Origin of the sequence: Nocardioides caricicola (assembly GCF_039541135.1) — a bacterium.
Classification (GTDB): Bacteria; Actinomycetota; Actinomycetes; order Propionibacteriales; family Nocardioidaceae; genus Nocardioides; species Nocardioides caricicola.
This window is the reverse complement of record NZ_BAABFQ010000005.1, coordinates 274,710-287,163: the sequence shown is the minus strand read 5'-3', so window position 1 is coordinate 287,163 and position 12,454 is coordinate 274,710. Positions and strand designations below refer to the sequence as shown.

General features: G+C 72.8%; 14 protein-coding genes. 7 read left to right on the top strand and 7 right to left on the bottom strand.

Going from position 1 to position 12,454, the window contains the following annotated elements; translation table 11 throughout:
- Nucleotides 1–4: 4 nt before the first annotated feature.
- On the top strand, nucleotides 5–283 hold the full coding sequence (locus ABD875_RS09745) for a CBU_0592 family membrane protein (RefSeq protein ID WP_345173919.1): 279 nt from the start codon (nucleotides 5–7) through the stop codon (nucleotides 281–283).
- On the opposite strand, the gene ABD875_RS09740 is transcribed toward ABD875_RS09745, so the two are convergent.
- The 3 genes from ABD875_RS09740 to ABD875_RS09730 all read right to left on the bottom strand — a co-directional run bounded on the left by ABD875_RS09740 (nucleotide 261) and on the right by ABD875_RS09730 (nucleotide 3,920).
- Nucleotides 261–521 carry a hypothetical protein gene (locus tag ABD875_RS09740; protein WP_345173916.1) on the bottom strand — a complete coding sequence of 87 codons (261 nt, stop codon included), beginning with the start codon at nucleotides 519–521 and terminating at the stop codon, nucleotides 261–263. The genes ABD875_RS09745 and ABD875_RS09740 overlap by 23 nt on opposite strands.
- Nucleotides 522–714: 193 nt before the next feature.
- Nucleotides 715–3,240 carry a DUF4153 domain-containing protein gene (locus ABD875_RS09735; protein ID WP_345173914.1) on the bottom strand — a complete coding sequence of 842 codons (2,526 nt, stop codon included), beginning with the start codon at nucleotides 3,238–3,240 and terminating at the stop codon, nucleotides 715–717.
- A complete protein-coding gene (locus ABD875_RS09730) occupies nucleotides 3,237–3,920 on the bottom strand; it encodes a response regulator transcription factor (RefSeq protein WP_345173911.1) in 684 nt (227 codons plus the stop codon). Before ABD875_RS09730 ends, ABD875_RS09735 begins: the two co-directional genes overlap by 4 nt.
- A 121-nt stretch (nucleotides 3,921–4,041) precedes the next feature.
- On the opposite strand from ABD875_RS09730, the gene ABD875_RS09725 reads away from it, so the two are divergent.
- On the top strand, nucleotides 4,042–4,632 hold the full coding sequence (locus ABD875_RS09725) for a TetR/AcrR family transcriptional regulator (RefSeq protein ID WP_345173909.1): 591 nt from the start codon (nucleotides 4,042–4,044) through the stop codon (nucleotides 4,630–4,632).
- 3 nt (nucleotides 4,633–4,635) lie between these two features.
- Here the strand turns inward: ABD875_RS09725 and ABD875_RS09720 are convergent, their stop codons facing one another.
- Nucleotides 4,636–5,724: a TIGR03857 family LLM class F420-dependent oxidoreductase gene (locus ABD875_RS09720; protein ID WP_345173906.1), complete on the bottom strand. Its 1,089-nt coding sequence runs from the start codon at nucleotides 5,722–5,724 to the stop codon at nucleotides 4,636–4,638.
- Between the two features lie 154 nt (nucleotides 5,725–5,878).
- On the opposite strand from ABD875_RS09720, the gene ABD875_RS09715 reads away from it, so the two are divergent.
- On the top strand, nucleotides 5,879–6,517 hold the full coding sequence (locus tag ABD875_RS09715) for a TetR/AcrR family transcriptional regulator (RefSeq protein ID WP_345173903.1): 639 nt from the start codon (nucleotides 5,879–5,881) through the stop codon (nucleotides 6,515–6,517).
- Here ABD875_RS09715 and ABD875_RS09710 read toward each other — a convergent pair.
- Nucleotides 6,498–7,259 (bottom strand): class I SAM-dependent methyltransferase, encoded by a 762-nt coding sequence (locus ABD875_RS09710; protein WP_345173900.1) that lies wholly within the window; start codon nucleotides 7,257–7,259, stop codon nucleotides 6,498–6,500. The genes ABD875_RS09715 and ABD875_RS09710 overlap by 20 nt on opposite strands.
- Nucleotides 7,260–7,314: 55 nt before the next feature.
- On the opposite strand from ABD875_RS09710, the gene ABD875_RS09705 reads away from it, so the two are divergent.
- On the top strand, nucleotides 7,315–8,199 hold the full coding sequence (locus ABD875_RS09705) for a hydroxymethylglutaryl-CoA lyase (RefSeq protein WP_345173897.1): 885 nt from the start codon (nucleotides 7,315–7,317) through the stop codon (nucleotides 8,197–8,199).
- On the opposite strand, the gene ABD875_RS09700 is transcribed toward ABD875_RS09705, so the two are convergent.
- Complete coding sequence (locus ABD875_RS09700) at nucleotides 8,196–8,834, bottom strand: GntR family transcriptional regulator (protein WP_345173895.1); 639 nt, start codon at nucleotides 8,832–8,834, stop codon at nucleotides 8,196–8,198. The two genes, ABD875_RS09705 and ABD875_RS09700, sit on opposite strands and share 4 nt — an antisense overlap.
- Before the next feature lie 252 nt (nucleotides 8,835–9,086).
- On the opposite strand from ABD875_RS09700, the gene ABD875_RS09695 reads away from it, so the two are divergent.
- From ABD875_RS09695 to ABD875_RS09685, 3 genes are read left to right on the top strand one after another with little or no spacing between them, the layout of a single operon-like run.
- Nucleotides 9,087–10,067, top strand: coding sequence for an aldo/keto reductase (locus ABD875_RS09695; RefSeq protein ID WP_425576191.1), 981 nt, complete (start codon nucleotides 9,087–9,089; stop codon nucleotides 10,065–10,067).
- A 35-nt stretch (nucleotides 10,068–10,102) separates the two neighbouring features.
- Entirely contained in the window at nucleotides 10,103–10,615 is a 513-nt protein-coding gene (locus ABD875_RS09690; RefSeq protein WP_345173890.1) for a SigE family RNA polymerase sigma factor, read from the top strand.
- 1 nt (nucleotide 10,616) lies between these two features.
- A complete protein-coding gene (locus ABD875_RS09685) occupies nucleotides 10,617–11,729 on the top strand; it encodes a hypothetical protein (protein WP_345173888.1) in 1,113 nt (370 codons plus the stop codon).
- Here the strand turns inward: ABD875_RS09685 and ABD875_RS09680 are convergent.
- Nucleotides 11,694–12,392: a DedA family protein gene (locus ABD875_RS09680; protein WP_345173886.1), complete on the bottom strand. Its 699-nt coding sequence runs from the start codon at nucleotides 12,390–12,392 to the stop codon at nucleotides 11,694–11,696. The genes ABD875_RS09685 and ABD875_RS09680 overlap by 36 nt on opposite strands.
- Nucleotides 12,393–12,454: the final 62 nt, after the last annotated feature.

Below are 12,454 nucleotides of genomic sequence, written 5' to 3'. Positions count from 1 at the left end.
CGACGTGTTCGAACAGATCATTCAGGTGGCCGGCTCGCTACTCATCCTCGTGGCCTTCGTGGCCGCGCAGAAGGGCCGGATGGGCACCTCCTCCGTGCCCTATCTCGCGCTGAACCTGGTGGGGTCCGCGGTCCTCGCGGTCCTGGCCGCCCTGCACCTCCAGTACGGCTTCCTGCTGCTCGAGGGCGTGTGGGCGTGCGTCTCCGCCGCGGGTCTCGTCGCGGTGCTGCGGGGACGGACGCCGGTCGGTGCGCACGGCGCTATTGACGCCGGCGGAAGGTGACCTCGCCGTCCGGGTGGTAGGTGGTGGCGTAGGCGGGGTCGTGTGCCCGCTGGTGGTGCCAGTGGCACAGCGTGAGATGGGCCTCGAGAGCATGGCCGAGCTTCACCGTGCCGGCCGCTGCTGCCCGCGTGGTGTGGGTGGTGTGCGCCCACCACGCGGCCGCGGACGAGGCACCGACCTCCTGCCCGACGTGCAGGTCGTCCGCGTGTGCCGCGACCCGGGCGGTCAGCTCGGCCACCTGGGCAGCCAGGTACGTCAGCTCGGTGTCGGGGTGTGGTCAGTGCCGTCATGCCTTTAGGCCACGCGGGCCCACCGACAACCAGCCCCCGCACCAGAACCGGTTGTGGACATCGACGTCGGAAGCCGTGGTGTGGACAGGAGGTGGTCTCGAGACCGGCGCCGGGGCGCCTTCCTCGACCACCGGGCCGCACCTAGTCCGACGCGGCCGCGCAGGAGGTGCTGTCGTAGCCGCCGGCGGGGAGCCACTCCTCGAGCAGCGGCTGCGCGCGGTGGCGTCCGAGGTTCCACTCCAGCCAGTCGTCGTCCTCGAGCTCGTGGCCGGAGAGGGCGCACCCGACGACGTCGTCGGGGAGCGTGGCGAGGACGGGGACGGCGTCGGCGGAGAGCTGCTGGAGGTAGAACCAGTCGACCTTGCCGGTGTCCTCGTAGCGGTCGACGTTGTGCTGGGCGACCCAGGCGTCCGGGTTGATCGCGGCGAGCAGCAGCAGCGACGTCGCGCCGCTGAGCAGCGCGGTGCGCGGCAGCCAGGTGGCGTCGAGCCGCACGCCCGCGGCGAGCACGCCGAGGACGAGCAGCCCCAGCCAGGCCTCGAAGACGTCGACGAGCAGCCGCAGCTGGGTGAAGCCGTACGCCTCCTGGTAGACGTGCATCCGGTAGAGCGCGGAGGCGACCACGACCAGCGTGAGGACGCAGAGCAGGCCGAGCGAACCGCGCAGCCAGGCCAGGTCGGCGGACGTCTCGCGCGGTGCCTTCCGCGCGGCCGCCCACACGACCAGCAGGGTGAGCGCGGTGGCGACCGTGAGCTGGCCGAAGCCCTGGTGCACGTACTCCGCGTAGGTGAGCCCGGTGGTGCTCTCGACGTACCCGTGCCCACCGAAGATCACCGACGCCTGCGCCGCGAGGAAGACCACGAACACCGCGTCCACCAGCAGCACCGGCACCAGCCACTCGTAGCGGTGGGCGACCGGCCGCGCCGTCGCGCCGGTCGGCTCGACCCGCGGCGGGTTGAGTGCCACGTACGTCGCAGCGAGCACCACGCCGCCGACCGCCACCGCGACGAACGCCCGCAGCACGAACGAGCCGAGGTCGAGGTCGGGCACCAGCGCGCTCACCCACTCGGCGAAGATCGCGTCGGCGGAGGCGAACAGCAGGCCGAACACCGCGACGCCCAGCAGCGACAGCAGGCCGGTGCGCACCGCCGAGGCGCTCGACCCGTGCCCGCTCACGCCGCGCGCGGACCTGGCCAGCCAGGGCAGACCGCGCAGCGCCGCCAGCGGCCAGGCGATCCCCGCGAGGACGAACGCCGGGAGGGTCCGGCCGTTCACGAGCGCGGCGACGCAGAGCGCTCCTCCGGCCATGAGGCACAGGACCACGATCCACTCGGCGTCGCGGAGGAAGGTCGTCGCCGCGAGCAGCACGCAGAGCCCGGCGCAGGCGAGCGTGAACGGCGAGCGCCGGTTGACGCTGAAGCCGAGGATCACGCCCCCGGCGGCGAGCAGCACCAGGAAGGTCCCGATGCCGAGGCCCCGGAACGGCAGGATCAGCGCGGCCAGCACCCCGACGCCGAAACAGGCCAGCACGGCGCGCACGTTCCCGGGAACGCCGGCGTCCGGCCAGAACCGGCCGAACAGCGAGTCCATGGCCGGCTCGGGGGCCGGGACCGGGGGGAGGGTGGGCGCCGGGACGACCGGCGTGGGCTGGGTCATGAGGGGCTCCTCGATGTCGGTGGGGAAGTCCACGCGCATGCGCGCTCCGGTGCTCGGGGGCTCGGGGTCGACGACGTGGATGACGCCCCCGTGCAGGTCCGTGACCCAGCGGGCGATCGCGAGCCCGAGACCGGTGCCGCCACCGCCCTCGGTGTCCGTGAGGGTCCCGAACCGCTCGAAGATCCGCTCGCGGTGGGCGGCCGGGATGCCTGGCCCGTCGTCGGCGACCTCGAGCCGCCACCCGTCGGAGGTCGCCGCGGCGCTGACCCGGACGACGCCGCCGGTGGGACTGTGCCGCGACGCGTTGTCGAGCAGGTTGGTGACCAGCTGGAGCAGCCGGGCGGGGTCGGCGACGACCCCCAGGGTCGGCGGGGTCACGCGGACGTCGTACCGCACGTCCCGGCCGGTGGCCCGGGCCTCAGCCACCGCCTCCTCGAGCAGCACCACCACCGGCACCTCCGCGGTGGACAGCTGGGTCTCGCCGGCGTCGACCCGGGCGAGGTCGAGGAGGTCGGAGGCCAGTGCAGACAGGCGTTCTGCCTGGGCGAGCGCGGTCCGGAGGGTCGCGGGATCCGGCTCGGCGACGCCGTCGGCGAGGTTCTCGAGCACGGCGCACAGGGCGGCGAGGGGGGTGCGCAGCTCGTGGCTGACGTTCGCCACCAGCTCGCGCCGTTGACGGTCCACCGCACCCAGGTCCTCGGCCATGCTGTTGAACGCCCGCGCCAGCTGGCCGACCTCGTCGCTCGACGTCGCGGTCACGCGGGTGGAGTAGTCACCGCGGGCCATCCGCTGGGCCGCGGCGGTCATCTCCCGCAGCGGCGAGGTCATCCCGACGGCGAGGAGCTGGGTCACGCCGAGCGCGAGGGCCACGGTGACCGGCAGGCTGAGCCAGTACGGGACCCCGCCGGCGGCCCCGATCGCGGCGACGACCCAGGCGACGGTCACGCTGGCCGCGACCAACAGCCCGAGCTTCACCTTGACCGAGGTGACCTGGTCGAGCACCCCGCTCACGCCGTGCCGCCCGGCTCGAGGGCGTACCCGACGCCGTGCACGGTGCGGACCCGGTCGGCGCCGATCTTGGCGCGCAGCGCCTTCACGTGGCTGTCGACGGTCCGGGTGCCGGCAGCTCCGGGCCAGCCCCAGACCTCGCTGTAGAGCTCCTCCCGGGTGATCACCACGCCCGGGTTCGCGGCCAGGCGGGCCAGCAGGTCGAACTCGGTCGGGGTCAGGTGCACCTCGGCGTCCGCGACCCAGACCCTGCGGGCGGGTCCGTCGAAGCGGATGTCGCCGAGGTCGTGGACCGGGCGCGCGGCGAGCTCGGCCGCGCGTTCCACCCGCCGCAGCAGGGCGGCCACCCGGGCCACCAGCTCCCGCATCCGGAACGGCTTGGTGAGGTAGTCGTCCGCCCCGACGCCGAGCCCGACGAGGATGTCGGCTTCGTCGTCGCGCGCGGTGAGCATCAGCACCGGCACCGGTCGCTCGGCCTGGATCCGCCGGCACACCTCGTGGCCGTCGAAGCCGGGCAGCATCACGTCGAGCACGACGAGGTCCGGCGTCGTCTCGGCGCACCGGGCGACCGCGGTCGGTCCGTCGAAAGCCTGCACGACGTCGTACCCGGATCCGCGCAACCGGTCCGTGACCGCTTGGTTGATGACCGGCTCGTCCTCGACGACCAGGATCGTTGCTGCCATGGCACCGAGCCTAGAAGCGGGGTCCGCCAGGTTTCGGGGACGACTCGTGGAGGTTCTGTGGAGATCCACCACCATGCAGAACGTACTTGTATTCAATACAGGCTTGTTCCACACTCACAGGATGACCACGACCGCCCGGCGCACGTACGACGCGTCGCGGCGCCGGGCGATGGCGGCGACCAACCGCGCGGCCGTGCTCGAGGCCGCCGCTGAGCTGTTCGCGACCCGTGGCTGGGCGGCAGGGATGCGTGACGTCGCGCGGCTCGCGCAGGTGTCGGTCGAGACCGTCTACGCCACGGCAGGATCCAAGGCAGAGCTGCTGCTCCAGGTGGTCGAGCTCGGCTCGGCTGGGGAGCGGGTCGACTGGGCCGCGCTCGCCCGGGGAGACCGGGACCAGCGGATGGCTGACCTCACCCGGTGGGTCACGGAGTCGCACCAGGCCGTCGCCGAGCTCAGCCGCACCTTCGCGCACGCCGCGAGCGCCGACCCGGCGCTCGCCGGGCACTGGGAGGAGTACGACGCCGGGCAGCGCGCCCGGTTCGCGGCCGGCGCGCGCTACGTCCTCGGCCGCCGCCCGTCGCAGGACCTCGTGGACGGCCTCTGGGCGCTCGGCAGCGCCGAGGTGTACCTCCGGCTCACCGAGACCGCCGGCTGGAGCCCGGAGAAGTACCGGCGCTGGCTGACCGAGCGGGTCGACCAGCTGTTCCCGTAGCGCTCAGCGCATCCAGCCGGGGTTCGCCGGGAGCTCCGGCCGGTCGGGTCGGATCTTGCGGTAGGCGCGCAGGACGCCGGACAGCTGGGACGGCGTCGCACCGTGCATGATCATGCTGTCGACGCCGGTGGCCTCGAACTGCGCGACCATCTGCTCGGCGCACGAGCGCTCGTCGCCGGTGATCGCGGCGGCGAGCCACTCGGCAGGGATCACCTCGTCCCGCAGGTACTCGAGGTCCTCGACCGTGCCCACCGTGTCGAACGCCCCCTGGGACGACGTGACCCTCGGGTCCTCGCGGAACCGCTGCAGGGCAGCGGGGTCCCACCCGTTCGCGGCGACCAGCGTGTCGCCGTACCCCTGGAGGTACGTCGCCAGCCGCCCGACGGTCTTGCGCAACCGGGTCTGCTCGTCGATGGCGTCGTCGATCACCGCGGTGCACGCCCACACCCGGACCGCCGCCGGGTCGCGGCCGGCCTCCTCGGCGGCGCGGCGTACCGTCGCGACCGACCGCGCGACCGCCTCGTCGGACATGTAGGTGTGCAGCACCACCGCGTCGGCGATCCGGCCGGCCAGCTCCACCGACTTCGGGCCGATCGAGACCATCAGGATCGGGATGTGCTCGTCGAGCGGGCTGACCGTGAACAGGTACGGGTACTCGCCGGCCGGTCCGGAGTGACCGAACTGCTCGCCGCGCCAGAGCCGGCGCAGGATCTCGAACGAGTCGGTGAGCTGCGCGTTGGTGATCCGGGGGATCCCCATCAGGTCGAACAGCGGCGCGAACCCGCGCCCGAGCCCGAGCGCGAACCGGCCCCCGCTGGCGCGGTGCGCGGTCGCGGCCATCGTCGCGGTGACCAGCGGGTGCCGGGTGTTGTGGTTCGTCGCCGCGGTGGCGATGCCGAGCCGGGTGGTCGCCGCGACGGCCATGCCGGCCATCACGGCGGCGTCCTTGAAGTTGAAGCGCTCGGACAGGAAGACCGATCCGAGGCCGAGGTGCTCGGCCTGACGGACCTCGCCGATCAGGTCGGCGGGGTTGTCGGAGTGGCCGGCCAGGCCGTAGAAGCCGAGCTCGGGGAACTCCGGGGTGTCCGACATCGATCCTCCAGCGGGTGCGTGGGCCGCAGACACTTCTACCGCGCCGGTCCGGCGTTGCGCCAGGATTCGTCCGAAATTCAACTGCTTGACGTACGCTCGCCCTGGGCTCGGGACCTGCAACGTCGAACCACGGATGTCGATTGGACGTAAGCCGGTGGAAACCGCACCCACGGACTGGCGGGTCTGCCCGCCTGTCGAGCTCACCGACCTGCTGCAGCACGCGGCCGAGGCCTTCTCCGACCAGGGTTTCCACGGCACGTCCGTGCGCGACATCGCCGGCCGGGTCGGGGTCACGGTTCCGGCGTTGTACTACCACCACGAGAACAAGGAAGCGATCCTGCTCGCGGTGCTCCAGTCGACGATGGCCGACCTGCTGCCGCGGGGTGAGGCTGCCGTCGCCGACGGCAACGGTGACCCGGTCGTCGAGCTCGCGAACCTCGTCGAGTCGCACGTCCTGCACCTCGCGTCCCGCGCCCGGTTCGTGGCCCTCGACTCCGAGACCCGCTACCTCAGCCCGCAGGCGCGCAACGAGTACATCGAGCTGCGCCGCGCGCTCGAGCTGATGATGCGCCGGGTGGTCGAGCGGGGCGTCGGACGCGGCGTGTTCCACGCCGTCGACGTGGCGCTCACGACCCGGGCGCTCCTCGGGATGCTTCAGGCGATCCCGCGTTGGTACCGGGAGTCGGGCGAGCTGGGCCCGAGGCAGCTGGCGCAGCGCTACATCGAGATGTCGCTGGCCCTGCTCGGCATGCCGCCGGACGAGTGCGCCCGGGTCAGCGCTTCCGCGCGATGACGTGCAGCTGGGAGCCGAAGCGGCGGTAGGGCTCCCGACGACCCGCCTCGACCTCGGCGGCCAGGCAGGCGGCGAGCGTGTCCGGGTCCGGTGGTGCGCCTGCCGGGACGCCGTCGGTCAGCACCCGCACGCCGTACCAGCCCTCGACGTCGAGCCCGAGCTCGTCGCACCAGTCGAGGACGTCGGCGAGGCGGTGCGCCGTCGCCGACGCGCCCAGCTCGTTGGTGTACGTCGTGGCGTCGTACGCCGCGAGCGCTGCGGGCCAGTCGCCGCGGACACCGGGGCGGAACGCCAGGGCGTCGCCGTTGCGCACCGTGAACGACACCAGCCCCCCGGCGCGGACGAGGCCGCCGAGCGTGGCGAGCGCGGCCCGCGCATCGGGGAGGTACATCAGCAGGCCGTGGGCACAGACCAGGTCGAACGCCCGACCGTCGAGGAGCCGCTCCAGGTCCGCCAGCGACCCGGGCACCGTCTCGACCGCGCAACCGCGGGCCCGCGCGGACGCGGCCAGCAGGGCGAGGAGCTCGGGCGCCGGGTCCACGCCGGTGACCCGGATCCCGCGCGCGGCCAGCTCCACGGCCTGGGTGCCCTGCCCGCACCCCACGTCGAGCGCACTCGTCACCCCGTCGAGGTGGCTGTGCAGCTGCTCGCGCACCACGTGCTGGCGCACCGTGTTGCGCAGGCTGCCCAGCCGGCCGGACCAGACCGCCTGGTGGCCGTCGAAGGTGCTCACGGCGGTCATGGTGCCATCGTGAGAAGGTCCGCGCGATTGTATGCAATATGGGTACGATCGAGAGGTGGAGATCATCGAGGTCGGGCCTCGCGACGGCCTGCAGAACGAGTCCGTGCTGGTGTCGACCGCCGACAAGGTCGCACTGATCGAGCGGAGCATCGCCGCAGGCCTGCGCCGGATCGAGGCGACCAGCTTCGTGCACCCCGGCCGGGTCCCGCAGATGGCGGACGCGGAGGACGTGATGGCGGCCGTCCCGCGCCGTGACGACGTGTCGTACATCGGGCTGGTGCTCAACCGGCGCGGCTTCGACCGGGCGGTCGCGGCCGGTGTCGACGAGGTCAACTGCGTGGTGGTCGCCTCGGAGACGTTCAGCCAGCGCAACCAGGGCATGTCCATCGCGGACTCCATCGAGAACGTGCGCGGCCTGGCCGCCGAGGCGCGGGGCGCGGGGCTCACCCTGTCGGTGACGGTGGCCGCGTCCTTCGGCTGCCCGTTCGAGGGCGAGGTCCCCGAGTCGACCGTCCTCGACATCGCCCGCCAGGTCGGCGACCTGGGTGTCGACGAGATAGCGCTGGCCGACACCATCGGCGTCGGCGTCCCGGCCCAGGTCCGCCGGCTGCTCGCCGGGCTCGGGGAGGTCGCGCCTCACGTCCGGACCCGCGCCCACTTCCACAACACCCGGAACACCGGCTACGCCAACGCGATCGCCGCCGTGGAGGCCGGCGTGACGTCGCTCGACTCGTCGACCGGGGGCATCGGCGGCTGCCCGTTCGCGCCGGCCGCCACCGGCAACATCGCGACCGAGGACCTGGTCTACCTGCTGGACCGCAGCGGCATCGAGACCGGTGTCGCGCTGGCCCCGCTCGTCGAGACCGCCGACTGGCTGTCCGGGGTGCTCGGGGAGAAGGTGCCCGCCCTGCTCGGCAGGGCCGGCGGCTTCCCGGCCTAGCCGTCGAGGTGCGCGACCAGCACGTCGCGCCCCTGCAGGACGTGCTCGAGCATCAGCGCCGACGCCCGGGACGGGTCGCCGGCGACGATGGCGTCCCGGATCAGCTGGTGGAACAGGTGCGACCGCTCGGTCTCGCCGCGGTCGAACTGCCGGAACGCCTGGAACGACAGGGGTACGTCGACGGTCCGTTCGAGCAGCTGGCCGAGCCGGTCGTGCCGGGCGGCGGCCAGGATCGTCGCGTGGATGCGCCGGTTCGCCTCCGTGATCGCGCGGGTCACCTCCAGCGCGTCGCTCTGCTCGGCCAGCGCCCGGTCGAAGTCCGCGATCGCGGCGTCGAGCTCCTCGACCTGGTGCGGCTCGATCCGCGAGGCGGCGAGCTCGGCGGCATACGCCTCGAGCCGGGCGCGCAGGCCGTAGAGGTCCGCGAGGTCGTCGGTGGTCATGTCGCGCACGACCGCGCCGCGGTTGGGCTCGCTGCGCACCAGCCCCTCGGCCTCCAGGCGGCGCAGCGCCTCGCGCACGGGCGTGCGCGAGAGCGCGAACTCCTCGGCGATGCGCTGCTCGATGAGCCGCTGTCCCGGCTCGTAGCGGCCCTCGACGATCGCCTGCCGGATCTGGGTGTACGCCGTCGTCACGGGCCCAGGATCGCAGATTGCGTACAATCGTGGCACCTTTGGCTTCAAGTGGACCTAAGTCCCGGAACGGCGTCCGTCCGGCCCTGCCGCTCCCGGCCCGCGGCGCGGAGGCTGGTGGCATGGCCTTCCTCTGCGCGGCGTGTGCCGTCGACCTGTGCGACTTCTGCGGGCACGACTGCGAGTGCCCGCACGACGAGGCGTGGAACGCGCCGGCCGCCCCGGCGCCACCTTCGATAGGTTCGCCGCGTGGAGATGCGCACCCTCGGACAGGGCCTTCAGGTCTCGGCACTCGGGCTCGGCTGCATGGGGATGAGCGCCAGCTACGGTCCGCGCCCGGAGCGCGCCGACATGGTCCGGGTCGTCCGAGCCGCGGTCGAGCGCGGAGTGACCTTCTTCGACACGGCTGAGGTCTACGGCCCCTTCGACAACGAGGAGCTGGTCGGCGAGGCGCTGGCGCCCGTGCGCGACCAGGTCGTGATCGCGACCAAGTTCGGCTTCGACATCGAGCCGGACGGCACCCAGCACGGGCTGTCGAGCCGGCCGGAGACGATCCGTCGCGTGGCCGACGAGGCACTGCGGCGGCTGCGTTCCGACCGCATCGACCTGTTCTACCAGCACCGCGTCGACCCCGACGTGCCCATGGAGGACGTCGCCGGCACGGTCAGGGAGCTGGTCGAGGCCGGCAAGGTCGGCCACTTCGGGCTGTCCGAGGCGGGCGTCGCGAACATCCGCCGCGCCCACGCCGTCCAGCCGGTGACCGCGCTGCAGAGCGAGTACTCCCTGTGGTGGCGCGAGCCGGAGGCCGACTTCCTCCCACTGCTGGAGGAGCTCGGCATCGGCTTCGTGCCGTTCAGCCCGCTCGGCCGCGGCTTCCTCACCGGGACGATCGACCCGAACGCGTCGTTCGGCGCCGACGACATCCGCGCCAGCATCCCGCGGTTCGCCGCCGACGCGATGGCCGCGAACCAGGCCCTGGTCGGCCTGCTCGCCCGCATCGGCGCCGAGAAGGAGGCCTCCCCGGCACAGGTCGCGCTCGCCTGGCTGCTTGCCCAGCGGCCCTGGATCGTGCCGATCCCCGGCACGCGCAGGCTCGAGCGGCTCGAGGAGAACCTGGGCGCCGCCGACCTCACGCTCACGCCCGCGGACCTGCAGGCGATCGACGCCGCTGCCGAGCAGATCCAGGTCGCGGGTGAGCGCTATCCCGAGCAGATGGACCGGATGATCGACCGCTGACGCAACCTTCCGCCGGCTTCGGTAGTCATCGGAGCATGGACGTTGTGACGAGCAGGTCGGACACCCCGACGTTCGAGGAGTACGCCAGCGGCGCGTGGCCGTCGCTGTACCGCTACGCCTACCTGCTCACCGGCAGCCACGCGGATGCCGAAGACCTCGCGCAGCAGACACTCGTGAAGGCGTACGGCGCCTGGGCGAAGGTCGTGCGAGCCGACTCGCCCACGGCGTACCTGCGCCGGACCCTCACCAACACCTACCTGTCGCAGAAGCGACCCAAGGCGCGTCGGGGCGAGGTGCTCACCGACGAGCCGCCCGAGCGCGGCACCGCGCCGCCGCCGGGTCCGGAGGACCGGATGGTGCTGTGGCCGCACGTCCGCTCGTTGCCGCCGCGGCAGCGAGCCGTGGTGGTGCTCCGGTACTACGAGGACCTCAGCGAGCAGCAGATCGCCGACGTTCTCGGCTGCTCCACCGGCAACGTGAAGTCCACGGCGCACCGCGCCCTGCAGGCGCTCCGGGGCGCACTCGAGACCGATGGGAGGGAGGGCTGACATGCACGACGTCGAGGAGATCCTGAACCGGGAGCTGCGCGAGGTGGCCGACGGCCTGCGCGTCCCGCCGCTCCCCGTCCTGTCCGAGGGCCCGCCGCGCCGGCCCTGGCTGCCGGTGCTGGCCGCGGCCGCGGTGCTGCTGGTCGTGCTCGGCGTGGTCGCGGTCGTGGCGAGCGACCGGGGAGGTACGGCGCCCGATCCGGCGCCGAGCCCGACCCCGACCGAGGCGCCGCGCGAGATCCCGACCGCGGCTCCCACCATCCCGTACATGAACGACGGCACGTTGTACGTCGACGGCCGGAAGGTCGACGGCGTCTGGGGCTACCTCACGTCCGGCGGCGACGTCTGGCTCGCGATGGCCGGCGAGGACGGCACCTGGTGGTGGGGGACCGGGCCGGAGCCGGAATACCAGATCGACCTCACCGTCGACTCGCCTCCCGTCCTGTCGCCCGACGGCCGGTACGTCGCCGTACTGAGCACCGACAACGGCGGCATCGTCACGGTCCTCGACACCGCCGACGGCTCGCGGCTCGGCTCGGGGCCGGTCGAGCTCGGCAACCAGACCGCCGGCACCCAGGTCCACATCCGAGCGGTCACGGACGACGGCCAGGTCGTCGTCCAGGGCCTGGAGACGACGGTCCTGTGGACGGTGAGGGGCGAGAGCAGCCCGCCCGTCGACCTCACCGAGACCGCCCCAGGAGTGTGGTTCCACGCGAGTACCGCGGCCGGCCTGTGGGTGTCCGACGGCGAGGAGGGCCCGGCGTACCTCGCCGAGCTGTCCGACGACGGCGAGGTCACCCAGATCGGAGACCTGCCGGGGCTCGACATCCTCGACGTCAGCCCCGGCGGCAGGGCGATGGCGTGGGTCCCGCAGGGGTCGCTCGGCGGTGAGGCGTTCTACCTCGACACGATCGAGGTGGGGAGGGTCGACGGCTCGTCGGGCACGACGTTGACGGCGCCGGGCATGTGGGAGTTCGTGGCGGGCTCCCTGTGGTGGGAGGACGACGAGTACCTCGTCTCCGCGCTGATGCCGGGCGAGGACCACGAAGGCCCGCGCCCGATGGCCCGATGCAGCGTCTCAGCTGGTCGGTGCGTCCTGATCGACGCTCCCTGAGCGTCGTTCCCGCCGGACCCGGCGCGCGACCACGAGGAAGACGATCGCGACCACGACCGTGGAGGCGAGCGCCGACATGACGACCGACGCGAGCGGTGCATCGACGAGGGCGGTGCCGACCAGGTAGGCGACCGAGCAGTTGTAGACCGCCCACAGCGTCCCGCCGAGCGACGACCAACGGACGAAGTCGCGGTAGGGATGCCCGGAGAGGCCCATGCTCGCGTTGACGACGAACCGCATCCCCGGCAGGTAGCGGCCGAACACGATCAGCTCGGTCGTGGTCGACCCGACGATCTCCTGCGCGGCGGCGACCTTGGGGTTCTTCAGCGCCGAGTCGAGCCGCGCCTGCACGCGGGGCCGGAAGAGGCGCGCGATCCAGTACAGCGCCGAGTCGCCGACGACGGCGCCGAGCGCGCCGGCGAGCATCACCCAGTGCAGCTCCAGGACGCCCTGGGCGGCCAGGGTCGAGGCGGTGTTGAGTGTGGTCTCGCCGGGGAGGACGGCGATGACCGCGTCGCCGAGCACCAGTGCGAACACCGCGACGTACGGCCAGCTGTCCTCCGGTCCCTCGACGGGTGGCTGGTCGGCCGCGACCGAGTAGGCACCGACTGCGAGGAGCAAGCAGATGCTGAGCCATGCCCACAGCAGCCAGTACTTCCTCACCGGTGGATTGTCGCGTGGTGGGAGTCATCGCGACTCACCCGGTCCGCGTGAGGTCACCGGCC